This is a genomic window from Psychrobacter sp. DAB_AL43B, assembly GCF_900168255.1.
Lineage (GTDB): Bacteria > Pseudomonadota > Gammaproteobacteria > Pseudomonadales > Moraxellaceae > Psychrobacter.
The window spans coordinates 122,422-148,634 of sequence record NZ_LT799838.1; the positions used below are offsets into that span (position 1 = coordinate 122,422).

At 42.7% G+C, this 26,213-nt stretch carries 19 protein-coding genes; 15 read left to right on the top strand and 4 right to left on the bottom strand.

What is annotated here, in order from left to right:
* Positions 1–138: 138 nt before the first annotated feature.
* Positions 139–1,512, bottom strand: coding sequence for an argininosuccinate lyase (gene argH, locus DABAL43B_RS00525; protein ID WP_079690587.1), 1,374 nt, complete (start codon positions 1,510–1,512; stop codon positions 139–141).
* A 239-nt stretch (positions 1,513–1,751) separates the two neighbouring features.
* On the opposite strand from argH, the gene DABAL43B_RS00530 reads away from it, so the two are divergent.
* The 6 genes from DABAL43B_RS00530 (at position 1,752) to DABAL43B_RS00555 (ending at position 7,942) form a co-directional block, all read left to right on the top strand.
* Positions 1,752–2,777, top strand: a complete 1,026-nt coding sequence (locus tag DABAL43B_RS00530; RefSeq protein ID WP_227516707.1) for a histidine kinase — start codon at positions 1,752–1,754, stop codon at positions 2,775–2,777.
* Between the two features lie 338 nt (positions 2,778–3,115).
* A complete protein-coding gene (locus DABAL43B_RS00535; RefSeq protein ID WP_079690589.1) occupies positions 3,116–3,853 on the top strand; it encodes a LytR/AlgR family response regulator transcription factor in 738 nt (245 codons plus the stop codon).
* Between the two features lie 199 nt (positions 3,854–4,052).
* Positions 4,053–5,108 carry a hydroxymethylbilane synthase gene (gene hemC / locus DABAL43B_RS00540; protein ID WP_079690590.1) on the top strand — a complete coding sequence of 352 codons (1,056 nt, stop codon included), beginning with the start codon at positions 4,053–4,055 and terminating at the stop codon, positions 5,106–5,108.
* 103 nt (positions 5,109–5,211) lie between these two features.
* The gene (locus tag DABAL43B_RS00545) at positions 5,212–6,216 is read left to right on the top strand and encodes a uroporphyrinogen-III synthase (RefSeq protein ID WP_079690591.1); all 1,005 of its coding nucleotides are present in this window, start codon (positions 5,212–5,214) and stop codon (positions 6,214–6,216) included.
* Positions 6,217–6,311: 95 nt separating this feature from the next.
* A complete protein-coding gene (locus tag DABAL43B_RS00550; protein ID WP_079690592.1) occupies positions 6,312–7,226 on the top strand; it encodes a hypothetical protein in 915 nt (304 codons plus the stop codon).
* Positions 7,227–7,444: 218 nt separating this feature from the next.
* Positions 7,445–7,942, top strand: a complete 498-nt coding sequence (locus DABAL43B_RS00555) for an acyl-CoA thioesterase (RefSeq protein ID WP_079690593.1) — start codon at positions 7,445–7,447, stop codon at positions 7,940–7,942.
* A gap of 131 nt (positions 7,943–8,073) precedes the next feature.
* On the opposite strand, the gene ribBA is transcribed toward DABAL43B_RS00555, so the two are convergent.
* Complete coding sequence (ribBA, locus tag DABAL43B_RS00560; protein ID WP_079690594.1) at positions 8,074–9,186, bottom strand: bifunctional 3,4-dihydroxy-2-butanone-4-phosphate synthase/GTP cyclohydrolase II; 1,113 nt, start codon at positions 9,184–9,186, stop codon at positions 8,074–8,076.
* Between the two features lie 332 nt (positions 9,187–9,518).
* The gene (locus tag DABAL43B_RS00565) at positions 9,519–10,808 is read right to left on the bottom strand and encodes a replication-associated recombination protein A (RefSeq protein WP_079690595.1); all 1,290 of its coding nucleotides are present in this window, start codon (positions 10,806–10,808) and stop codon (positions 9,519–9,521) included.
* A gap of 303 nt (positions 10,809–11,111) precedes the next feature.
* Here DABAL43B_RS00565 and DABAL43B_RS00570 point away from each other — a divergent pair, with 303 nt between their 5' ends.
* Both DABAL43B_RS00570 and DABAL43B_RS00575 read left to right on the top strand, forming a co-directional pair.
* On the top strand, positions 11,112–11,645 hold the full coding sequence (locus DABAL43B_RS00570) for a type IV secretion protein Rhs (RefSeq protein WP_079690596.1): 534 nt from the start codon (positions 11,112–11,114) through the stop codon (positions 11,643–11,645).
* 64 nt (positions 11,646–11,709) lie between these two features.
* Entirely contained in the window at positions 11,710–12,723 is a 1,014-nt protein-coding gene (locus tag DABAL43B_RS00575) for a hypothetical protein (RefSeq protein WP_079690597.1), read from the top strand.
* 63 nt (positions 12,724–12,786) lie between these two features.
* Here the strand turns inward: DABAL43B_RS00575 and gltA are convergent, their stop codons facing one another.
* Positions 12,787–14,067: a citrate synthase gene (gltA, locus tag DABAL43B_RS00580; protein WP_079690598.1), complete on the bottom strand. Its 1,281-nt coding sequence runs from the start codon at positions 14,065–14,067 to the stop codon at positions 12,787–12,789.
* A gap of 1,025 nt (positions 14,068–15,092) precedes the next feature.
* On the opposite strand from gltA, the gene sdhC reads away from it, so the two are divergent.
* The 7 genes from sdhC (at position 15,093) to lpdA (ending at position 26,074) form a co-directional block, all read left to right on the top strand.
* Positions 15,093–15,479, top strand: coding sequence for a succinate dehydrogenase, cytochrome b556 subunit (gene sdhC, locus DABAL43B_RS00585; protein ID WP_079690599.1), 387 nt, complete (start codon positions 15,093–15,095; stop codon positions 15,477–15,479).
* Between the two features lie 20 nt (positions 15,480–15,499).
* Positions 15,500–15,886 carry a succinate dehydrogenase, hydrophobic membrane anchor protein gene (gene sdhD, locus DABAL43B_RS00590; RefSeq protein WP_227516758.1) on the top strand — a complete coding sequence of 129 codons (387 nt, stop codon included), beginning with the start codon at positions 15,500–15,502 and terminating at the stop codon, positions 15,884–15,886.
* A gap of 424 nt (positions 15,887–16,310) precedes the next feature.
* Complete coding sequence (sdhA, locus tag DABAL43B_RS00595) at positions 16,311–18,161, top strand: succinate dehydrogenase flavoprotein subunit (RefSeq protein ID WP_079690600.1); 1,851 nt, start codon at positions 16,311–16,313, stop codon at positions 18,159–18,161.
* A 191-nt stretch (positions 18,162–18,352) separates the two neighbouring features.
* The gene (locus DABAL43B_RS00600) at positions 18,353–19,063 is read left to right on the top strand and encodes a succinate dehydrogenase iron-sulfur subunit (RefSeq protein WP_079690601.1); all 711 of its coding nucleotides are present in this window, start codon (positions 18,353–18,355) and stop codon (positions 19,061–19,063) included.
* Between the two features lie 1,018 nt (positions 19,064–20,081).
* A complete protein-coding gene (locus DABAL43B_RS00605; RefSeq protein ID WP_079690602.1) occupies positions 20,082–22,967 on the top strand; it encodes a 2-oxoglutarate dehydrogenase E1 component in 2,886 nt (961 codons plus the stop codon).
* A 156-nt stretch (positions 22,968–23,123) separates the two neighbouring features.
* A complete protein-coding gene (odhB, locus tag DABAL43B_RS00610) occupies positions 23,124–24,362 on the top strand; it encodes a 2-oxoglutarate dehydrogenase complex dihydrolipoyllysine-residue succinyltransferase (protein ID WP_079690603.1) in 1,239 nt (412 codons plus the stop codon).
* 260 nt (positions 24,363–24,622) lie between these two features.
* Positions 24,623–26,074 (top strand): dihydrolipoyl dehydrogenase, encoded by a 1,452-nt coding sequence (gene lpdA / locus DABAL43B_RS00615; protein ID WP_079690604.1) that lies wholly within the window; start codon positions 24,623–24,625, stop codon positions 26,072–26,074.
* The last annotated feature ends 139 nt before the right edge of the window (positions 26,075–26,213 follow it).

Here is a 26,213-nt window from a genome sequence, read left to right on the forward strand (position 1 = left end):
ATCCATCTATGATAACGGTCTTAGCAGATTTAGCAAAGGGTATCTGATGTATCATTTGCGGATGGTATTACAATTAAAAACACCCGCAATGATGGCGGGTGTTTTTCATCGTACGATTTTACTTTTATTCAGTAAATACTAAGCAAACACTTCTAAACGCGTGCGCGCGCGGCTGACCGCTTGTTTCACTTGATTGGGTGCAGTGCCGCCCAAATGGTCACGCGCTGCTAATGAACCTTCTAACGTTAGATAATCAAAGACATCATCGCCAATCGCATCGCTAAACTGCTGCAATTGCGCCAAGGACAAATCACTCAAATCTACGCCTTCTTTGATACCCAAAGCGACTGCATTGCCAACGACTTCATGCGCATCGCGGAACGCAACACCATTGCGTACTAAGTAATCTGCCAAATCAGTCGCTGTGGCATAACCTTTCATGGTGGCAGCGCGCATATTTTCTTTATTTGGCGTGATATTCGGTAGCATATCGGCAAAGGCTAATAGCGAGCCCGTCAAGGTATCAACGCAATCAAAAAGCGGCTCTTTGTCCTCTTGGTTGTCTTTATTATAGGCAAGCGGCTGACTTTTCATTAGGCTAAGTAGCGTCATCAGTTGACCAAAGACGCGTGCCGCTTTACCGCGAACCAACTCTGGTACGTCAGGATTTTTCTTTTGCGGCATGATAGATGAGCCGGTACAAAAGCGATCGGGGATTTGTACAAAGTTAAACTGTGCGGACATCCACAGAATAATTTCTTCACTCATGCGTGACATATGCATCATCAAAATAGAAGCAGCAGAAGTAAATTCAATGGCAAAATCACGATCCGAGACTGCATCAAGTGAATTCTGGCAAATGCCTTCGAACCCTAATAACTCAGCGGTAATCGTACGGTCGATTGGAAAGGTGGTACCGGCAAGGGCAGCGCTACCAAGAGGCATCTGATTGATACGGCGGCGCGCATCGACTAGACGTTCGGTATCACGGTATAACATCTCAAACCATGCCATGACATGATGACCAAAGCTCACTGGCTGTGCGGTTTGCAGATGAGTGAATCCTGGCATAATAGTATCGGTATGTTGTTCAGCTAAATCAAGTAAGCCACTTTGCAAGCGCACCAATAAAGCAATGATATTATCGGTTTCTTCGCGTAACCAAAGACGAATATCGGTCGCTACCTGATCATTACGGCTACGTCCAGTATGCAGCTTTTTGCCAACCGCGCCGACGATATCAGTCAAGCGCGATTCAACGTTCATGTGCACGTCTTCAAGGGCAATCGACCAGTTAAACTCACCCGCTTCAATTTCACGCAGCACTTGCTGTAGGCCGTCGATAATGGTCGCAACGTCATCAGCTTCTAAGATGCCACATTCTTTGAGCATGGTCGCATGAGCAATCGAGCCTTGAATATCGTGACGCGCAAAGCGTTGGTCGAAGCCGACAGAGGCGGTAAAGGCAGCAACAAAACTGTCTGTCGCTTCACTAAAGCGTCCGCCCCACATCTGTTGCCCCTGACTACTCGCAGGGCTTTGCGGTGCAGCAGTATTTGTTAGAGAAGCTTCTGTGCTAGAATCAGAAACAGATGAGTTTTTATTTGAATCAGGATTACTAATATTTGAAGAATTGGCGTTCATATCGGTACAAGACAAGTCAAGAGAATAAGAACTCAAGTATAGCAAATGATGAGGTTGCCTTACTAGCGGAGCGCTTAGAGTTTTTTATACCCAAGTTCATGGAACTCATGAAACCTTGGCAATGGCTGCTGGCAATCTTTTTTTGGTCGTTGTTTGTGGCGATAGTTGATCGCTACAGTGTGGCTAATGAAACGCAATTTATCATAAAGTTTATGGCTAGGTTTTTTCAAATCAGCTTAACGCTGATACCTTCCTTTTATTTAATTGACTATCTGCGCCCTGTTTTTAAACGCCTGCGCATACCGACTGCCAGTATGTATGTTGTGCTAATCCTAACAACAAGCACATTAGTAACCCTCACGTTAGTTCTGCTACTCCTGATGAATTCTGGTTTGTTTGAGTACAGTCTTCAGGCATTTAGTTCAGCGCTTGTATTTAATATGGTGATTACAGCGGGATTCACCATCGCAGCGTTGTTGTTCTTTTTACGTCGCCATCGTGAGTTAAATGCACTCAAGCAATCGTTTGAGCAAAAATTGACTTCGCAAAACGATGTACTTAAAGCCCGTCTCGCGCCGCATTTCTTTTTTAATACTATTAATACCTTAATGTCACTCATTGAATCCAATCCATCTCGCGCCGCTGATTTATTACAGCACGTTTCAGCATTATTTCGTGCCAGTTTTAATGGGGCGCGTGAGATTAGTTTTGAAGAAGAAGTTGCCCTTTGTGAGCATTACTTGGCCATCGAGTCTATTCGATTGGGAGATAAGCTGGTGATAATTTGGCAGCTACCCGATGAGGATGTGATGTATGACATGGTAATCACCGCCTTGACCTTACAAAGCGTGATTGAAAAAATGCTACTCAATGTGGTTGAGATGACCACGGAAACCATTTATATCGATATTCAAGTTAGGTGGGTTCAGCATCGTGTTGTAATTACCATCCATGTACAGCTTCCCAAAAAGACATTAATGATTAACCATCATTTACGTCAGCATATGAATTTTTATATTCAAGCGGAGCGCTTACGTGCATACTTTGGGCAAAGTAGCGATATCCAAAGCACGGTGACGACGAAACAAATTATCACTATTATTGATTATCCGCTGCAAGATGTCAGTTTATAACCTTTACTTTTTTGATGGTGCATTACTCTCCCATTAACAGTGGCATATTTATTGCAATATCTATCACAATGTGACCATGATAATGGCTTAGTATTAACGAATGTGCTCTGCTAATCTTTAAAGTTGAGTGATTAAATTTTAAAAAGTATCGCCAGACTTTTATATTATGGCAAATATAGGAACACTAAGGCCATATTAACGGCTTGCAAGCTCTAGCCGTTAGGTTTATAACTTAGATCAGGCGCTATTTTATGCTAAATGATAGGCGGTAAGTGCTAATATGTTATTGATGCTCTTAAAATATTTTCTAAGTATGCCCTTAAAAAAAAGGAGTTTGCATGCGGATTGTAGTTTGTGATGATGAGCCATTAGCCCGTGAGCGTTTGGTCAGGATTGTCCAAGAGTCAGGTCATGAGGTCGTTGCTCAAGCAAAAACGGGTATAGCAGCCATTATTGCCGTAAAAACTCAGCAGCCAGACATCATATTGCTAGATATTCGTATGCCCGAGATGGATGGCGTAGAGTGTGCTCAAGAGCTTGCGAAGCTTGCACATCCACCAGCAATCATCTTTGTGACGGCTTATGATCATTATGCGATTGCTGCTTTAAAAGCCAATGCCATAGGTTATCTACTAAAACCTGCCAATAAAGATGAGCTATTAGAAGCGCTACAAAAAGCCACCAACCTAAATGCCGCGCAGTTAAATGAGATTCGTAAGCTTGAGAATCCAACAGCACGGCCGGTGCGCGAACATATTGCAGCACGTACCCATCGCGGTGTTGAGCTAATTAAACTCAAAGATATTTACTATTTTACTGCCGACCAAAAATACGTCAAAGTCCGTCATAAGGATGGTATCGTTCTCATTGATGACACTCTAAAAGAGCTGGAGCAGGAGTTTGAAGAAAAACTGTTTCGTGTGCATCGAAACGCTATTATTAACATTAAGTATTTGGACTTTTTAGAAACTTTAGATGCTGGACAGTATCAATTGCATTTCAAAGGAATTGATGAAACATTAGCGGTCAGCCGTCGCCATCTACCCGCACTACGTGAAAAAATCCAAAACATATAAGTTTCAAGGCTCTTCTTTTTCGAAGCTCTTATCTCTCGAAATAATCGCGCCATATCATCAAACCCTTATTTATGCTTAAATAGGGGTATTTTTTTGCGTTATTATTTTCTATAAACCGTTTTTAGTACCCATTTTGTGTGACAAATTAGCATTATTGTTGAGCACTGACATTCTAGTATCGAACTTATTGAGGCCTTTTATGAGCACCATGAAGCAACCTGCTTTGACTACCTTAAATATCGCCACGCGCCAAAGTCCATTGGCATTATGGCAAGCTGAGCATATTCGTGATCGGCTACTAGAGTTGTATCCTGAGATGACGATTAATCTACTAAAAATTGTCACTAAAGGTGACAAGATTTTGGATACGCCACTGGCTAAAATTGGCGGTAAAGGTTTATTCGTCAAAGAGCTTGAGCAAGCATTATATGAGAGGCAGGCAGATATTGCGGTGCATTCTCTAAAAGACGTGCCGATGGAGTTACCGGAAGGATTAATGCTGGGTGTTTATTGCAAACGTGCTTCGCCAACGGATGCCTTTGTTTCCAACACTTATAATAGTATCGATGAATTGCCACAAGGTGCGGTAGTCGGTACTGCAAGTTTGCGTCGTCAGTGTCAAATCAAAGCCTATCGTGCAGATTTGCAAATTAAAACTCTACGCGGCAATGTCGGTACGCGCCTAAGAAAGTTAGATGCGGGCGAGTATGATGCTATTATTTTAGCGACCAGTGGTCTACAGCGCATTGAGCTTGATGCGCGTATTCGCAGTGAATTGGATATCGATATTTGCTTGCCAGCTGTTGGGCAAGGTGCATTAGCGATTGAATGTCGTGAAGATGATGCTGAAGTATTAAAATTACTGGCACCACTCAATGATGACAAAGCCCGTATCCGCTTAATCGCTGAGCGCGCATTAAATCGACATCTGCAAGGTGGTTGCCAAGTACCGATTGCAGCTTATGCAGTATTACAAATGGCTGGGGCAACAGGTACCAGTAGTGACGATAATGGCAATAATCAAAATGCTAATAGCCAAAATGGTAACAATGATGCTGGTGACACACTATGGCTTCGTGGTCGCGTCGGTCAAGAAGATGGTAGCGAGCTGCTTAAAGTTGAAAAGCGCCTGACGTTAACGGGCAGTCAAGCTGAGCAAGAAGCCCAAGCCAACCAGCTGGGTATCGAAGTTGCTGAGATGTTATTGGACGCTGGTGCTGGTGCTATTTTATCAGCGATTTATCATCCTGAATAATATCTAAACTGGATAACATTTAACCACCTCAATTATAGAGTGATCATTGTTTAGATTGCTCTATTATTATGCTAATTCCATCCGCTTTTTTTACGGTATGTTTATGTCTTGGTCATCACCTAAGTCCACGGATTCAAATCAACCTATTGATAAGCCGTCATTGCTGGCGCAAGTTGTCATCAATACGCGCCCAGTAGAGCGTGCCGCACCGCTGACGCAACATCTACAAGCGGCTGGTATGTCAGTCATTGATATGCCGATGTTGACACTGCAACCGCGCCAAACCACAGACGACGATATGAGACTGATGCGCCAATGGCTAGAAGGTGAGTATCAAGCACTCGTCATCGTTAGTCCGACAGCGGCAGCCTCAGGTTTGGCTGCTTGGCAGTTGCTTGAGCGTGAACGTCAAGCTAAGGGCGTGACCAATAAAGACACGACTGATAAAGAAATACAGGGCATAGGCGGCATAGAGGAAAACTTTGAGGTTTTAGCAGCGCCAAGCCATCTAATCGCTGTTGGTGAAGCGACTGCCGCGGTGTTAAATGAGGTAAAATTGCCTTCTGCCAGCTATCAGGTACTACAGCCTACCATTGCCAATAACGAAGGTATGCTGGCGATGCCTGAGATTGAGAGCCTGCAAGCAGGGGATAAGCTGCTGGTGTGGCGCGGTCTTGGTGGGCGACGATTATTGGTCGATACGCTACAGGCGCGTGGTGTTCATATCGATAGCATTGCTTGGTACGAGCGCACGATGCCTATCGATGCCATCGCGCAGTATCAACAGTGGCTAGTACAATTCCTTGCGCAACAGTCTTTGCCGCAAACACTATCAGTAGAACAACCAAAGCCCATTGTTATTGTAAGTAGTGGTACAGCCTTTGAGCATTGGGAAAGTGTCGTTAAAGCAGTAGCGGAGCAGGGATTAAAATCAACATCAAATAAAGATATAACAGATAATGTAGCGCTTGAACTAGCAGATTTTGCCTATGTAGTATTGGGTGAACGTTTGGCCAATATGGTCGCTGAGCAGCAGTTAAGTTATTGGCGTGTGGAAGATTTAGCGCCAGCAACCATTCTCGCTGCTATTCATCCTACTTATTTATAAAGTTTAAATAGGGTGTTTTTTTTAACTACTGAAAACCCAAAGCGTTTACTGTACTTTATGCTCTTAAAATTATTAATCATGAACGGTGCTGCCTTATGTCAATGAACTCTGAATCGTTATCGAAGGAGCCTTCTGCTATTCAGCAGCGCCGCCAAGCAAATATGTTCTTGGTGCGGCTGCAGTGGGTGGTTATTTTGCTGCTGATTGCCGCATTGTTATGGCTATACATCAGTCAGCAGCGTTTTCAGCATAATATTAATGAGCGCTTGCAAAGTAATGAGCAAGTTGTCAACCGCTTAAACGAGATGGACGACCGCTTATTTGCCGTGAGTCAACAGACGTTGCCGACGCCTAGCACTGCCGCTAGTAGCCAAGCTCAAAACCAGTTGGATTTATTACGTATTCAAATTCAAGCTGCTGATAGATTGTTGGTAGACAATAACGACAGTGCAGCGATTGATTTGTTGCGCGGCCTACATTGGCAGCTGTCCCAAAGCAGTAATGAGATTGCCCCAGCGCTCACCATCGTCATTAAACAGAGCTTGCTAAAAGATATCGAACGCTTACAGGCAAGAAGCTCTCAGCCCAGTCCTTGGCAGCTACAAAATATAGCTATCCAAAATATTCAGGAGTTTTTGCACAGCTATGAGAGTGCTGTTAATTCTGATATAAACTTAACGAGCAGGCAGCTCACGATACACGAAGTCATTATGACATTGAATCTAGCGATTCAAGCCAGCAATATGCGCGAGCGCGAACAGCTGATTGCTTATCTGAGTCAAGCGCGAAAGCAGTTGCAAACGCTAGAGCCTAAAGATCTGGAATCAAAAGCATCAGTACCAAAAACAGCTGCCAGCACAAAAAAAGGCTCTCGCACGAATGACTTGCAAACCAAATCATCGCCTACTGATATCTCAGAAGTCATAGACTGGTTAGATCGGCTGATTGCTAATGCGCCAAAACCAACGCCATTGTTGACCTCTCAGATTTTAAACAAGTCCCAACATTAATGATTTGATACTTTGATGATTTAATATATTGCTTAAAAAATTTATTAGTATAGTAGATTCATTTTAAAAACGATAAAGTGCTATTGGCTATAAATTTTTTGCAGCCTCTGTCACGCCTGCAAACAGCAAGCAAGAAAAAATTATAGCAATAGCACGTTCTCACAATCGTATCGCTTTTATTTTGAACTGACTATATAAAAAACAAGAGACAGACAGTTATGGATAGTTTGCATCAAACCACCAATTCAACGCCTGATATCTCAGCTAACCATGAACATGGCCCTGAAGAGCTGTCACATTATCCAATTATTCACCATCAGCCGATTCATTGGGGTGAGATGGATGCCTTTAATCATTTAAATAATGTGGTGTATTATCGCTATGCTGAGTCAGCACGTATTGGCTATTTGCAAGCGTTAGGCATGTTTGATGGCAGCATGGTCACGGTATTGGCACAATCAAGCTGCCAGTATTTACGCCCAGTGACTTATCCTGATACGTTATTATTAGGCGTACGTTGTCAGCGTTTGGGCACAACCAGTATAGTTATAGAGTACAGCTATTATAGCAGTGCGCAATGTGCAGTCGTTGCTACTGCTGAGGCGGTAGTGGTACGTTTAGATAGTGAAGGCAAAGATAAATTACCGTGGACAACTGAAGAGCGTGCACGGCTGCTGGCATTAGAAGCAACCGTTGGTCATACACCTAAATTATAAGTATTGTCTCGTTTTTTATATTTGAATATTTAGTAAAAAGTAAAAGGGCGCACTAACTTAAGTTAGTACGCCCTTTTTATTAGCCAGTTTGACAGTAGTATTGGTTGCTTAAGTTGGTTTATTCAACCTTATTAATCTTGCTTTGGTGCATGAATAAAGTCTACGACATTCAAATCAAAACCTGACAAAGCGTAAAACTTCATCGGTGATGACAATAGGCGCATATCACGAACCCCTAAGTGGCGTAAAATCTGCGCGCCAACACCAATGCTGCGATAAGGCTGCTGCGCAATGGTTGAAATAGATTCATTGGCAGACGCTTTATCCAATGCATCTCCCAAATCAATCGGTTGATGACTACCAATCCAGACCAGCACGCCGCGTTCTGAGGCATTAATTTCTTTTAGAGCAGATTGCACACTCCAACCGCTACGTCCGGTCGTGTCATTTTTGGCAGCAAACAAGTCACGTAGTGGGTGAAATCCATGGACGCGCACGGTGCTAACGCCTTGGCTTACATCACCTTTCACTAAAGCCAAATGGGTCTCGTCAGCACCAAACTCGCGAAAACGATGCAAAGTAAACGTCCCATATTCTGTCTCAAACGGATGTGACTCAATCTCTTCTACCGTTTGCTCATTGGCAATACGATAGTTAATTAAGTCAGCAATCGTACCTATTTTGATGTCATGTTCTTTTGCAAATATCTCAAGATCATCGCGGCGCGCCATCGTACCATCAGCATTGATGATTTCAACAATAACGGCTGCAGGCTCTAGACCTGCCAGTCGAGCCAAATCACAACCCGCTTCGGTATGACCTGCACGGTGAAGAACGCCGCCATTTTGTGCCATAATTGGGAAAATATGCCCAGGCTGCACGATGTCAGCAGGTTTTGCGGCTGATGCAACGGCTGCTTGAATGGTACGAGCGCGATCGGCAGCAGAAATACCAGTTGTCACCCCTTCAGCCGCTTCAATAGAAACGGTAAAGTTGGTACTAAACTTTGCCTCATTGCGGTCTGACATTAGCGGCAGCGCCAATTGCTGGCAGCGTGCTTGTGATAAGGTTAGACAAACCAAACCGCGTGCATGGGTAATCATGAAGTTAATATCATCAGGACGAACGTGGGTCGCTGCCATGATGATATCGCCTTCGTTTTCACGATCTTCATCATCCATCAAGATGACCATTTTTCCAGCACGAATGTCTTCGATAATCTCAGGAATCGTATTTAAACTCATAGGAAGTCTCAATCTTTTATTATTTATAGATAGGCGTGATTGGTGATATAAGGCGTTATCTGCTTATTGTAGCAGTAGATTGGTCAAAGCGCTGTTGTGCTAAAGCAAAGCGCGCTGCAGTCAGAGTAAACCGCCATAAAAATGACTCTTTCAATTAGCTTCTATATATCATTATGAGGTCATTTTAACGCTTTTCACCCCAACGTGCTGCTTCATCTTCCTACTATCTCAATTAGTATGTCAAAAATAGCGATAAGTATTATTAATGATAAATACTATTATCTTTGAATAATGGTTTTGAGAGCAGTCATTTTAAGAAATTCTTCAAATAATCAGTCATTACTTGCTGCTTGGCTTTTGAGCCAATCCATAAACTTCTCGCTATGCTGCTCACGCTGATTATCAGCAAATTCATAAAAGCGTGTACCTACTAAATTGTCAGGCAAATAAGTTTGCGCATAATAATGGTTGGGATAATTGTGCGGATAAGCATAGTCTTTACCGTAGCCTTGTTCACGCATGAGCTTGGTCACGCCGTTCCGCAAGTGTAAAGGGACAGGCGAGGCGTCTTTTTCTGCCAGTGCCATTGCCGCATTAATCGCTTTATAGGTGCTATTGCTTTTAGCGCTGGTCGCAAGATAAACCACCACTTGCCCTAATATAATACGCGCTTCTGGCATACCGATTGACTGCACACTACGCAGAGCAGCGTCAGCGAGAAGCAAGGCGTTGGGATTAGCATTGCCAATATCTTCACTGGCTAAAATGACCAAACGCCGCGCAATAAAGTCTGCTGGCTCACCACCGACTAACATGCGTGCCATCCAGTATAGCGCTGCATCTGGATCTGAGCCACGGACGGACTTTATCATGGCGGATATAATATCGTAATGCTGTTCACCATCTTTATCGTAGCGTACTAGTGCGGTCTGGGCGACGCGGGCGACCAGTGCATCATCAATAACAAGCGGTGATTGATTAGAATCAGCGGTTTGAATCGCCAGCTCTAATATATTTAGCGCTTTTCTTGCATCCCCATGTGCCAGTTGGCTAATGGTTTTCTGCGCCTGCAAATCTACCGTTAAGTTTTTCAATACTTTATCTTCTAAAAGCGCACGCTGTAATACCGCGCTGATTTGCTCAGGTGTGAGCGGCTCTAAGCGATATACTTGGCAACGTGATAATAAAGCGTTATTGATGCTAAAAGATGGATTTTCGGTCGTCGCCCCAATCAAGGTTATATCACCAGATTCTACCGCGCCGAGTAATGCATCTTGCTGGGCTTTATTAAAGCGGTGAATCTCGTCAATGAACACGACAGGCGACTCAAAGCTTAACGAGTCCTTACTATCCAACACTTCACGTAATTGTTTTACCCCTGTATTCAGGGCTGATAACGCATGAAACGGTCTGCCAACCGCATCTGCTAATAGCATTGCGATGGTTGTTTTGCCAATACCAGCTTCGCCATGCAAAATAATAGAAGACAGGTGTCCTTGTTCCACTAAGCGCCGTAATGGTGCGCCTGCTGCCAATAAATGCTCTTGACCAATAATAGCATCGAGCGTCGTAGGGCGCATGCGCTGGGCGAGGGGAGTATCAGCATGAAAGTTAGGCGGCATAAGGCTCTCTATTATAAAATCGAATGGTTATCAATTGGCTACAGCGGCATGAGAACTTAAATTTTTTATATTAATAAACACTATTTTTAGGTATATTTCTTTTATCTTGAATACACTATACATAATTAATATTGTCATTAATGGCTATCATATGGGCTAGGCTAACGCAGATTTACGTTAATAAAAGTCAGCTAAATGTACAGCTTATATCTTTAAGACTTTATTTTTTAGATTTTTACCCTTATTAAGGGGTTAACTCTCTCTATCAGCCTAATATATCAAACATAACGGATGATATTAATAATGTTGCAGTCAACTTTTAAACGCTTATTCAATCATGATCCAGCTACTAGAGCTGCAAAACGATATTCCCGTAAGCTAACTGCTGGAGAAATAGTACTGGCACGCTCAGTATTTGGTGACAGTCTCAGCCTTGATGATATTCAGCTTAAAACGGCTTGGTGGGTACTCAAAAATTATGCCGTTAGCCCGAATGGTCATATTTATTTTCATCCGGCAGACTGGATCGAAGACTTTAGTGAGGCGTCATTGAGTAAACAAAGCTGGCTTATACATGAGTTGACGCACGTTTGGCAACTACAGCGTGGCTTAAAAGTGGTGCGCGGCGCTATCATTAATCGCCGCTATGACTATGTGTTAGAGGTGGGTAAATCTTTTTTTAAGTACGGTATTGAGCAACAAGCACGCATGGTTCAAGATTACTTTATTCGTCGTCAGCGTGGACAAGACTGTCGGGATTTAGAAGCCTGTATTCCATTTCTAGCTGGGCAGTCTGTTAATAATACTCAGCATAGCGACAACTCATTCAACGTTTAATTTTTATGTTTACTCTCTATATTACTATTTAATATTCTGCTTTTAATAAAGGATAGGTACTCGGATGTTTAAATTTTTGCTCGCAACACCTCATACGGGTGCCCATCATAACCTTGCAAAACAAGGCATCATGAGTCCACGTCAAGCCCCAACGTTACTTGCAGCCACACTGACAGGCATATTGTTTTTGAGTGGTTGTCAGCAACAAGCAGCAAACGAAACTGTGCCGGATAATGCTCAAAGTAGTGAGAAAACCAGCGAGCAAATGAGGGCTGAAGATAGCCAGCCTATGCCGAAAAGTGACTCAGCTGCCGTACGTATAGAGCAGTTTCAGCCTTTGTATGTGACTCAATTTCAAGGACTACAGCAGCGCTTGCAAGCAGAGTATGAGTCGTTGCAAGCTGCTGATGCCTCCGGTAATGGAAGCTCTTTATTGGTTGATAGCGCAACTGATCCTGCTGACAGTAATACTAAAAATAACAATAACAATAACAATGGGCAAACTACTGATAGTAATAGTTTGCCTGCGGCAGGTACTAATAATAGTACAGCGCTTGAACCAGCTGCGATTGATTCAGCAGACCCTGTTTCAATAGCGGATATTGATAATAAACCTGCTACAGATGCTGAAATTAATACCAGTACCGAAGTTGGTGAGCGCGACTTAACGGTGTTAAAACGTATTAGCTTAGAGCCACGCAAGCCTGTCCTATTGACTGAAGAGCAGATTATAGAACGCTATGAGCAAGCGATGGAAGCCCTTTATCAGCCAGTGACCACGCCGCTAAATGCAGAAGATGTTGATACGTTGATTGATATCGCAACCTTAGTGCCACAGCTTTTTGAAGATGCGGAAATTGCTGGTAGAGTCAGCGCCAAAAGCCCAGCACTGGCACGTTTGATTATTCAGCATCAAGTGTGGGAGCAGATAGAAGCGCAACAAGTGCTAGATATGCAGCAAATGAAACAGAGTCAACAGCAAGAATTTGAGATGCTGATGTCGAAGTTTAACGAGACTATTAAAGGCTATGATGAGCAAATCGCCAAATATGAGCAAACGCTAAAAGAGTTTAAATAATCTGTCAAATCTAACCATAAAAAAATCTCGCACATGGCGAGATTTTTTAGGCATTGTTAAAAACTATTTACGGTCTTCTACTTTAACGAATTCGCGTTGTTTCTCACCAGTATATAACTGACGTGGACGACCGATTTTGAACGGTGCGCTGTGCATCTCAAGCCAATGGCTGATCCAGCCAGAGGTACGTGCCAATGAGAAGATAACGGTAAACATTGAGGTTGGGATACCGATGGCCTTTAAGATAATGCCAGAGTAAAAGTCAACGTTTGGATACAGGTTACGCTCAATGAAGAACGGGTCTTCTAACGCAATTTTCTCAAGCTCCATTGCAAGCTTAAGCTTTGGATCGTCAATACCTAGAGCCTGTAGGACCTCGTCACAAGTCTTTTTCAGTACTTGTGCGCGTGGGTCAAAGTTTTTATAAACACGGTGACCAAAGCCCATCAGCTTCACTTCACGGCTCTTCACTTTTTCCATGAATTCAGGCACATTTTCTACAGAACCGATTTCATCTAGCATCTCAAGCACCGCTTCGTTGGCGCCGCCATGTGATGGACCCCAAAGGGCGGCGATACCAGCAGCGATACAAGCGTAAGGGTTTGCGCCAGTAGAGCCAGCTAAACGTACCGTAGACGTTGAGGCGTTTTGTTCGTGGTCAGCGTGCAAGGTAAAGATTTTGTCCATGGCGCGAGTGATGACGTCGTTGGTTTTATAATCAACATCAGCAGGCGTTGCAAACATCATATATAAGAAGTTTTCCGCATAATTGAAGTCATTACGTGGATACATGAACGGTTCGCCTTGTGAGTATTTATAACTCATCGCAGCAAGCGTTGGCATTTTAGCGATTAGACGAATCGCGGTAATTTCACGATGCTCTTCATTGCTAACATCTAGTTTTTCATGATAAAACGCTGATAAAGCACCAACGACACCAACCATGATTGCCATAGGATGGGCATCACGGCGGAAGCCTTCAAAGAATTTACGTAATTGGTCATGAACACCAGTATGCTTACGAATTTTTTCAAAGAAATCGGCTTTTTGCTCAGCGTTAGGCAAATCGCCATGAATCAACGCATAAGCCACTTCTAAGTATTCAGCATTATCGGCCAACTGATCGATAGGATAGCCGCGATAAAGTAGCTCGCCTTTACCCCCATCAATAAAAGTAATTTTTGATTCAACAGGCGCTGTTACCATAAAACCTGGATCATAGGTCCAGTAGCCAGCTTTTTGGAAAGCAGCAACATCGATAACTGACGGCCCTAAAGTCCCTTCGGTAATAGGAAGTTGGTAATCCTTACCATCTACGGTTAATGTGGCTTGATTATCAGCCATAATTTAATCTCCAGTGCTTTAACTTGTTAGAATAAAAATATAGAGACGCATACCCTCGCGTCACAAATGGTCAAAATGAATTTAACTCATTTAATATGCAGGCTATATTAGCAGTTATTACTTAGGTTTTGAAAAGACTTTTACCTGCAATGTCTGTGATTGTCGTGGTTTCAGAGTACTTATGTACTGTAAACTTTGTATCAAAATATGTCTAATCAGTAATCTGGCTGTAAACAAGCTTATTTATCATCATGTAATGATTCTCATTAACATTATAATGGTAAAGCGTTTTCAGCTAGATAATCAGCGCCAATACTTCATCTCACATACGATGAAACAGACAGAGTATGAGTGACCGACAAATTCGTTTGGGTTTATGATTCATCAAGCCTGAGTAATACTAATGAATTCATATTGCAAATAGCCAGTTTTTTGTTAATTAATCTCTAATAACCACTATTCAGGGGATAAATTTGTAATTAGGGCTCAGTCATTTTATAATTGTAGGGATTTAACTGGCACTAGCTTTGCGCAAATTGATAAGTCATTTTAATAAATAACGGGGAAAGCTCTGCTTTGCTCATACTTTGTTACGATTGGACAGTCAGTTTATAGACCGAACTTAGCTTATCGCTTGAATATTCTTGTTAACTGTTCTATTTTTAAATAGTCGACAGTGAAGTTTACCTTAACAAAAAATGATAATATAGAGATGACACAACGGCGTTATCTTTTTTTGTTAATGGCAACCAGTAAAAATAGAATAGTTAATCGATTTACCCCATGCTTCGCTCTTACTGTTAAAAAGTAAGTAAAACGAGTGTTATTGAAAGGGTGTATCCATTTAAAGAGCTATGTTAAACAGTCTATAAAGACCGTATAACCCATGTCCAGCTTTCAAATTTAGTGCAAATTAAACGACGTCAGCTAGCCCTTCCTTACTTTATTCGTCTTGTGTGGTGCTCAGTGTATTTGGCAGACGATTGCTAAATCATAAGTAACTACCAGACATAACCGCAAAAAGGATGCCCGCTGTGAAAAGCAACCGACCTATTGACCTGCCCTTAAGCCAAGTGATTAGCGTGAACCGCTCACCGATTGCAATTGCTTCAATCTTGCATCGTATATCTGGCATTGTTTTATTTCTACTTATCCCTGTCATGTTGTGGTTATTGCAGAATTCTTTGGCGTCGCCTGAGAGTTTTGAAACCGTGTTTGACAATGTTCTCGTTCGCTTTTTGGCGTGGATTTTTGTCGCCGCTATCGCTTATCACTTTGTGATGGGTATCAAGCATTTATTTGCTGATATGGGCATGAACGAAGAGCTAAAATCTGGCCGTGCCGCTTCTATGATTAGCTTTGTAATTGCAGCAATCTTAATTGTCGCGTCATTTGTATGGGTGATGTTCTAATGATAAAAAATGATTCAGGAATCAAAAGCGCAACAGGTCTGACAGGATCAGGCACACGCGATTGGATTATCCAGCGTATCAGTGCGGTCATTTTAGCCGTATACAGCGTGGTATTACTGGGCTTCTTTTTAACTCATGGTGATGTGAGCTTCGTTGAATGGTCACAATTTATGACCAGTTTGCCTATGCGTCTGTTTAGCTTGCTTGCTGTTTTAGCGCTAGCGGGTCATGCTTGGGTTGGGATGTGGACAGTTTTTACCGATTATATTACAACTGGAAAACTGGGCTCAAGCGCAGCAGGACTGCGTTTGGTACTACAGTCATTAATGATTATCGCTATTTTAGTTTTTCTATTTTGGGGCATCATGATTTTTTGGGGTAATGGCTTCGGTGTTGTTGCTGTTTAACCACTAGTCATGAATTTCGATACTTATTTATTTGATAGTTGTTTATTTAATAGTTATCAATAAGAGCGGGTTGATCTGAGCGATTTATTAACGGTTAGATTGTTTTAAAACAGTTGATTTGTCTTAGAAAAGTCCGTTAGTAGCCAAAAATAGTCATAGCCAATCATAGCGTTGGATACCACTGACTTAACCAGTCACTTATATAATAGATGCATCATGGTTTAGTCAGTGAGTGGACCCAATATAAAGATAGATATGCAAATTGAGTGGTTGAAGGCTGTTTGCTTGCTATTTGATGATAGCAAGCAAGTTGATGAAAGTAAGCAGGATTGAAGTAAAAATTTATTCAACCTTGTCATACGATAATTGATACAACAACCTTTTTATTTACTTCTAAGCATTAACAGGCATTAGGAAAACCGTAATGGCAACTAGACAAGATAATACCATTAGCAATATTAAAACCCTGAACTATGACGCGGTCATCGTTGGTGGCGGCGGCTCAGGTATGCGTGCTTCATTGCATTTAGCCGAAGCGGGCATGAAGGTTGCAGTCCTTACCAAAGTATTCCCAACCCGTTCGCACACCGTTGCAGCGCAAGGTGGTATTGGCGCAAGTTTGGGTAATATGAGTAATGATAACTGGCACTTTCACTTTTATGACACCGTTAAAGGGTCAGATTGGTTAGGTGACCAAGACGCGATTGAGTATATGTGCCGTGAAGCACCAAAAGTGGTATACGAGCTTGAGCACATGGGTATGCCATTTGACCGTAACGAAGATGGCACGATTTACCAGCGTCCATTTGGCGGTCATACCTCAAACTACGGTGAAAAAGCGGTACAACGTGCTTGTGCTGCTGCTGACCGTACTGGTCACGCACTATTACATACGTTATATCAGAAAAATCTACAGCAAGGTACTGAGTTCTTTATCGAGTGGATTGCCCTTGATTTGATCAAAGACGACGCCGGTAATATCAATGGCGTTATTGCGATTGAACAAGAAACAGGTACGGTTGCGGTATTCCAATCACCGATTACGGTATTAGCAACAGGCGGTGCTGGTCGTATCTTTGCAGCATCTACCAACGCTTATATTAATACTGGTGACGGTATCGGCATGGCAGTACGCGCCGGTATTCCATTGCAAGATATGGAGTTCTGGCAGTTCCATCCAACCGGCGTTCATGGTGCAGGCGTACTATTGACTGAAGGTTGCCGCGGTGAAGGGGCGATCTTACGTAATAAAGATGGCGAAGCCTTCATGGAGCGTTATGCGCCAACCGTTAAAGACTTGGCGCCACGTGATTTAGTATCACGTTCTATGGACCAAGAAATTAAAGAAGGTCGTGGTTGTGGTCCAAATGCTGACCATATCGTTATGGATATGACGCATTTAGGCGTTGAAACCATCATGAAGCGTCTGCCATCAGTATTTGAAATTGGTAAAAACTTTGCCAACGTCGATATCACAAAAGAGCCGATTCCAGTTATCCCAACCATTCACTATATGATGGGTGGTATTCCAACCACGATTCATGGTCAAGTGATTGTACCGGATCTAGAAGCAGGCACTGATGAAGATGGTCTATACGCAAAGGGCAACGTCGTTAAAGGTCTTTATGCCATCGGTGAATGTGCTTGTGTTAGTGTGCACGGTGCTAACCGTTTAGGTACCAACTCGCTACTAGATTTACTAGTGTTTGGTCGCGCTGCCGGTAAGCATATCGTTGATGAGTTCCATCATGCTGACCATAACTATAAGCCACTTGATCCTCGCGTGCTTGATTATACCGTGGGTCGTTTAGACAAGCTGCAACAGTCGACTGAAGGCTATAATGCACAAGATGTAGCGGATGAGATTCGTGCGACCATGCAAACGCATGCGAGTGTATTCCGTACGCAAGCAATGATGGACGAAGGCGTTGCAAAAATCCTAGCGCTAGGTGACAAGATTGACCAAATCCATTTGGCTGATAAATCACAAGTCTTTAACACTGCTCGTATTGAAGCCTTTGAAGTGGCAAACCTTTATGAAGTGGCGAAAGCGACGATGATATCGGCCGCTAAACGTCATGAAAGCCGCGGCGCGCACAGTGTCTCTGATTATGACCGTCCTGAAGATGATGAATATGCACCAAATGGCCGTAACGATAACGATTGGATGAAGCATACCTTATGGTATTCTGAAGGTAATAAAGTTATCTATAAGCCAGTTCGTAAAATCCCATTGACCGTTGATTATATCGAGCCAAAAGTCCGCGTTTATTAATTCTAGACTGCGTGCGCTTGATTTATACGAACAGCATAAATGTTTATCCCTTATTAATTTATTAAAAAGGTGACCGCCAGCTACGAGCTGATATCAGCGCTATGACTAAGAAGTATTAGCGCTGATATATTGTAATCTTTAGGTTGCAAGCCTTGTACGCCCGCCATCACCGACGTGTGGAGTTTAGCATTATGAGCCGAGGTACTCGCACCATCGAGATTTATCGCTACGATCCTGATCTGGACGCAGCGCCACGCATGCAAACTTATACGATTGAGTTACTAGACTCAGATCGTATGTTGCTTGACGTATTATTACGCCTAAAAAAGGAAGATGAAACCCTCACCTTCCGTCGCTCGTGCCGTGAAGGCATCTGTGGTTCTGATGGCATGAATATTAACGGTAAAAACGGTCTGGCATGTTTAATTAACATGAATACTCTGCCTGAAAAAGTAACGGTTCGCCCATTACCAGGTTTGCCAGTGGTTCGTGATTTGGTTGTCGACATGAACCAATTCTACGAGCAATATGAAAAAATACACCCGTTCTTGATCAATGACCAGCCAGCGCCAGCAACAGAGCGTTTGCAGTCACCTGAGCAGCGTGACAAGTTAAATGGTCTATATGAATGTATTTTATGTGCTTGCTGTTCAACCAGCTGCCCATCATTCTGGTGGAACCCTGATAAGTTCTTAGGTCCAGCAGCACTTCTAAATGCCAACCGTTTCGTTTCTGATAGCCGCGATACGGACACGCGTGCTCGTCTGGCTCGTTTAGACGATCCATTCAGCTTGTTCCGTTGCCGTGGTATTATGAACTGTGTATCAGTATGTCCAAAAGGCTTGAATCCAACCAAAGCTATTGGTCAACTACGCAATTTGTTGATCGATCAAGCAGGTTAATATACCTTTTTTGCTCAATTAGCTTTATAATAGCGCTATAAAAAACACCACCTTGTCTTAGGTGGTGTTTTTTATTAGTCAGAAAACCTAAGTATTAACAACTTTACCAACTCAAAAGCTAGTATTTTTTTTCATAAACGACAGTCATTGTCAAAACATGAAGACATGAGCAGTTGGGGATTGATGCTTGAGAGAATGATAAAATAAGTTATTGGAAGTAAGGCCGTATTAACAATACGTTGGTCATATGTAAGAAGACCTGCTATATGGTCCGTCTCTCTATATAATTGAAAAAGAAAACCCATAAACGTAGAAAAAATGCGCAGTCAGCCTAATATCATGGACATAAATAACAATCGTAGAATATGTATGATAGTAGGACTGAGAATGACTGTTACTTATATAAGTGACTTCTACAAGTCACTTATATAAGTAACATGGCGATAAAAAACACCTATAAAAAGTGTCTGTATGAATTGATACACACCACTTATAAGTCGCTAAAAATGATAATCAATATTCATTACCTAAATACCTAGTATTGAACAAACAAACTATGGCCTATAAAGTAGGCATGTTACGCTATACGGCAATATGTATTTAGCGTAATAATCTTCAAAAAGCTACCGTAGAACGTTGTTTCAGCAGAAATAGCCAATAAATAGGCTAGCTGAAAGAAAAAACGTTCGGTTCAAACCTTAGGGTTGATTATTTGGTTATAGCTGAGAGGATTATATATAAATTAATGTTGTGAAACGAGCCATATGAGAAAACTGGACGTTCACAAATAATTATAATGATAGTCTCGGTATTGTAATTATGATTTTTATCGTTAAATGGCAATTAAAATTAATGAGCGTTTAACCTTAAAAAGTCATGATTCGATCATTTCTGTAAAAGACTATGCAGCGGTTGTAACGGTCAATTTTTAAATAATAGTATTAAATAGCTAGCATACAACCGATTAAACAATAATAAGCACGATTCCATTCATTTATCTATCAAATAGACGATTATTATGAATAGTATAACTAAAGAAGCAGTGAGCGTAGGCCAAACTGAACTGGCCGCTGATAATGTCAATTATATCGAAGTGCTCTATGAGCAATATCTAGACGATCCTAGTAGCGTTGATTCGGATTGGCAAGAATATTTTGAACAATACAAGTCGCCAAATGATGAGCAGCACAATGCCATTAAAGACCAGTTCTTGTTGCTAGCTCGCAATCAGACGGCTAACAAGGTCAGCGTTGAAGCGAATAACTCTGCTACTGGTAAGTCAGACAATGTTGGCAGCCCTAAAAAAATGGGCGTACAGCAGCTGATCTCTGCCTATCGTCGCCGTGGTCATCGCCATGCTAAGCTTGATCCATTAAATCTAAATCCACGCGCGGAAATAGAAGACCTAACCCTTGCTTATCACAATCTCTCTGAAGCAGATCTCGATACGGTATTTCCTACCAATGATTTAAATATTGGTAAGAATGAAGCAACGCTACGCGAGATCATTGAAATCATGGAGCGCGTCTACTGCCGTTATATTGGCATAGAGTATATGCACGTGACCACCAGCACAGAAAAGCGCTGGATGGAAAAATATCTCGAGAGCAATCTAGGGTATATCAAATTTGATACAGAAAAACGTTTATCTATTCTTGAGCGCCTGACCGCAGCTGAAGGTTTAGAGAAATATCTTGCTCGTAAATATACGGGCGTGAAGCGTTTTGGTCTAGAGGGCGGCGAAAGCTTTATTCCTGCTATTAACGAAATCATCCAACGTGCTGGCGGTTATGGCACTAAAGAGATGGTTATCGGTATGGCTCACCGTGGACGCTTAAACCTACTGGTAAATATCCTAGGTAAAAATCCAGCGGATTTGTTTGACGAATTTGATGGCAAAGTTCAGCCAGAAAAAGGCTCAGGCGACGTTAAATATCATAATGGTTTTTCGTCAAACGTGATGACTCCAGGTGGCGAGACACATTTAGCATTAGCGTTTAACCCATCGCATCTTGAAATCGTTGCTCCAGTATTACAAGGCTCTGTACGCGCCCGTCAAGTACGTCGTAACGATCAGCCACTTCATGAAAATAAGACGGGTAATTCAGTATTACCAATCGTCATTCATGGTGATGCCGCATTTGCTGGTCAAGGGGTGGTGCAAGAAACCTTCCAAATGTCACAAACCCGCGCTTATACCACGGGTGGTACAGTACATATTGTTATTAATAACCAAGTTGGTTTTACTACCAGTCGTCAAGAAGATGCACGCTCAACCGAATATTGTACCGATGTGGCAAAAATGGTTCATGCGCCAATTTTACATGTAAACGGCGATGACCCTGAGTCTGTGGTATTTGCGGCGCAATTGGCATTAGATTATCGCCACGAGTTTGATAAAGATATCATCATTGATCTGTTCTGCTATCGTCGCAATGGTCACAACGAGGCTGATGAGCCTTCAGCTACCCAGCCACTGATGTATGCAGTGATTAAGAAGCTACCAACCACTCGTACTATCTATGCCCAAAAGCTTATTGAAGAAGGTCTGCTTAGCCAAGAAGATGAAAAACGCTACGAAGATGAATATCGTGAATCTTTAGACCGCGGTGAATATGTTGCCAACTCATTGGTAAGCGAGCCTAACGAAGAGTTATTCGTCGATTGGAAACCTTATCTTGGTCATGACTTGGTCGATGATTGGGATACCAGCGTCGATATCGAAGTGCTAAAAGGTTATGGTCGCCGTATGGCGGAGATGCCTGAAGGCTATAAGCTACAACGCCAAGTACAAAAAGTTGTCGAACAACGCTTAGCCATGCAAACAGGCGAAGAGCCTTTAAACTGGGGTGCTGCCGAGACATTAGCATACGCGTCACTAGTCGATAACGATAAAGTATTGGTACGTATTACTGGTGAAGATGTAGGCCGTGGTACCTTCTCACATCGTCATAGTGAGCTATATAACATTGAAGATGGCAGCATGTATGTGCCACTTGCTCACATGAGTGAAACACAAGCCCGTTTTGCGACTTATAACTCATTGTTATCAGAAGAAGCGGTATTGGCTTTTGAGTATGGTTATGCGACCACAGTGCCAAATGCACTCGTCGTATGGGAAGCGCAGTTTGGTGATTTCGTCAACGGTGCCCAAGTTGTTATTGACCAATTTATCTCAAGTGGTGAGACTAAATGGCAGCGTGTTTGCGGTCTAACCATGCTATTGCCACATGGCTTTGAAGGTCAAGGTCCTGAGCATTCATCTGCTCGTCTTGAGCGCTTCTTACAGCTGTGTGCTGAAGACAACATGCAAGTCATTACGCCGACGACTCCTGCGCAGATTTATCATGCGTTACGTCGTCAAGCGGTGCGCCCAATTCGCAAGCCGTTAATCGTTATGTCGCCGAAAAGTTTGCTGCGTCATAAACTTGCCACATCAAACCTTGAAGAATTGGCTAATGGTAAGTTCGAAACCGTGTTGCCAGAGATGGATCAGCAAAATGCGGACAACGTGACTCGCATGGTGCTATGTGGTGGTAAAGTTTATTATGACTTACTAGAGCAGCGTCGTGCATTAGGTTTAGACCATGTTGCAATCGTCCGTATCGAGCAGCTTTATCCATTACCAGAAAAGCGTTTGATTGCTGAAATTGAAAAATATAGCAATCTAAAAGAAATTGTTTGGACGCAAGAAGAGCCTCTTAACCAAGGTGCTTGGTATTATTTAGCACCGCATATGTTCCGTATCGTAGTACCGCATCCAACCAAAGCAAAAGTGATGGAGCCGGTAGCGCGTCCTGCTAGTGCGGCACCTGCAACAGGTTCTGCAAAACTACACATCCAACAGCAACAGAATTTGATCGCTGGTGGTCTTGGTATCAGTGTAGATGAGCTGTCTAAATAGTAGATTGTTTAAATAACAGATTATATAAAATAAATGCATCAGGCGATAACAGTCAGTACTTTGTAAAAGAATCTAAGTAATAGACTTTAAAAAGGTACTGACTGCCTATCACGACTTAATTATAAATAGTAATATCCAAATCTAAGGAGTATATCGATGGCTGATATCAAAGCCCCCGTTTTTCCAGAATCAGTTGCCGATGGCACAATCGTTGAATGGCACGTCACTGAAGGTCAACAAGTTAACCGTGATGACCTATTAGCTGAAATTGAGACTGACAAAGTTGTATTAGAAGTGGTTGCGCCAGATAATGGTGTGGTCACTAGAATCGTTAAGCAAGTAGACGACACGGTTCTGTCTGACGAGCTCATTGCTGAATTTGAAGCGGGTGCCAGCGCGGATGCTGCTGCGCCAGCAGTCGATCCAGATCAACCAGCTGCCCCAGTACAATTGAAGCAAGCGACAGATGGCGGCGAGCCAGTACAAGTTACCGATAAAAAAGATGAAGCCGACCATAAAGATCAAAGCCCTGCAGTACGTAAAGCAGCGAAAGAAAGTGGCGTCGATCCTAAAGATGTTGAAGGTAGTGGTCGCGGCGGTCGTGTTACTAAAACTGACATGTCAAATCCAACGCTAAAAGCAGACAGCTCTATCAAATCTGATAGTGGTCGTCCAGTCGCTGAATCAACAGGCGAGCGTACTGAAAAACGTGTTCCAATGACGCGCCTTCGTAAGCGTGTTGCTGAGCGTTTGTTATCAGCATCACAAGAAACAGCGATGCTAACGACGTTCAACGAAGTTAATATGAAGCCGTTGATGGATATGCGTGCTAAGTATAAAGACCAGTTCGAAAAACGTCATGGTGTACGTCTAGGCTTTATGTCATTGTTTGTGAAAGCGGCGACCGAAGCACTTAAACGTTTCCCAGCAGTAAATGCTTCACTAGATGGCGATGACATTGTTTATCATGGTTTTTATGATATCGGTGTTGCAGTATCTTCTGATCGCGGCTTAGTCGTTCCTGTATTGCGTGATACCGATCGCATGAGCATGGCGGATGTCGAAAGCAAAATCCGTGAGCTAGGTGGTCTTGCCCAAAAAGGTAAGCTTGGTCTGGAAGACATGACTGGTGGTACATTTACCATTTCAAATGGCGGTGTTTTTGGCTCATTAATGTCGACGCCTATCTTGAATCCACCACAGACTGCTATCCTAGGTATGCATGCGATCAACGACCGCCCAATGGCAGTCGATGGTAAAGTTGAAATCTTACCGATGATGTACCTTGCTCTATCTTATGACCATCGTATGATTGATGGCAAAGAAGCCGTACAGTTCTTAGTAACTATCAAAGAATTGGTTGAAGATCCAGCCATGTTATTACTAGACCTCTAAGCTCTTAAGCTTGTATCAGTTCTGCTGATACAAGCTTTTTAACTTTGTCTAGATTATCTTTTAGTGCCTCTTAGCTTTTTCAGTTCTATCTTATGAGCAACAAGCTAAGCACATTTAGCAGCCATCTTTATCGTCTTTTTAAATGCATCTACTATCTAACACTTAGATATCGTATTGGTTATCGAATAGATATGTCGATTGTTTACTAACGAGATGAAATTGGCTTATATGATACCTAAAATTAGAAATAGGAACGTGTTATGAAAGACAGTTATGATTTAGTCGTCATCGGCGGCGGACCTGGTGGTTATGAAGCCGCAATCCGTGCAGGGCAGTTGGGTATGAGCGTTGCTTGTATCGAAAAGCGCGTTTATAAAGGTGAGCCAGCGCTTGGCGGTACTTGCTTAAACGTTGGTTGTATCCCATCAAAAGCGTTACTTGATAGCTCGCATCGCTATGAAGCTACTAAGCATGATCTTGCTGAGCATGGCATCAGCACCGGCGACGTCGCTATCGATATCGAGCAAATGATAGCTCGTAAAGAAGGCATCGTTAAGCAATTGACGGGCGGTGTTGCAGCGTTATTAAAAGGCAATGGCGTTGACTGGCTACAAGGCTGGGGCACGTTAGAAGACGGTAAGGGCGCTGATAAAAAAGTTAAATTTACCGCGCTTGCTGACGAAGCAGAAAGCACTATTACTGCTAAAAATGTTATTTTAGCGGCTGGTTCAGTTCCTATCGATATTCCAGTTGCCAAAACAGATGGCGATCGTATTGTTGATTCTACTGGCGCGCTTGATTTCACTGCCGTGCCTAAGCGTTTAGGTGTGATTGGTGCGGGTGTTATCGGTCTTGAGCTTGGTTCAGTATGGCGCCGTTTAGGTGCGGAAGTGGTTGTCTATGAAGCGCTACCTAGCTTCTTAGCAGCAGCTGACAAAGACATCGCTAAAGAAGCCGGTAAAATGCTGAAAAAGCAAGGTCTTGATATCCGTGTCGATACCAAAGTGACCAATGCTGAAGTAAAAGGCGATCAAGTTATTGTTACTAGTGAAACTAAAGGCGAGTCTAGCGAAGAAAGCTTCGATAAACTCATCGTTTGTGTCGGTCGCCGTGCTTATTCTGAAAAATTACTGGGTGAAGACAGTGGTATTGCTTTGACTGAACGTGGTCTTATCGATGTCAATGACCAGTGTAAAACCAATCTTGATGGTGTCTATGCGATCGGTGATCTAGTCCGCGGTCCTATGCTTGCGCATAAAGCAATGGAAGAGGGCATGATGGCTGTTGAGCGTATTCATGGCGAAAAAGCCCAAGTTAACTACGATACAATCATCAATGTTATCTATACCCATCCTGAAATTGCATGGGTTGGCTTAACTGAACAAGAAGCTGAAGCTGCAGGTTATGAAGTTAAAACCGGTTCATTTAACCTAGCTGCTAACGGCCGTGCGCTTGCTCAAAGTGAAGCGCAAGGTTCTATTAAAGTTGTCGCTGATGCTAAAACAGATCGCCTACTAGGTATGCACGCCATCTCTGCTGGTGCTGGCGATATCGTCCATCAAGGTATGATTGCGATGGAATTTGTTTCTAGTATTGAAGATCTGCAACTGATGACGTTTGCACATCCAACGATATCTGAAGCAGTTCACGAGGCAGCTTTATCCGCAGATGGTCGCGCTATTCACGCTATCCAGCGTAAAAAGCGTAAGTAAATTTGAAAAGCTGAAAATATTTTAAGTAACGATATTTTAAGTATTTTAGATAGCTATTAAGTGATGATATGGCTGTCGCACTGTTTTGATTAATAGTCACATTAGTGCGTCAGTCTTAAGTGCGGCAGAAAATTTTGCC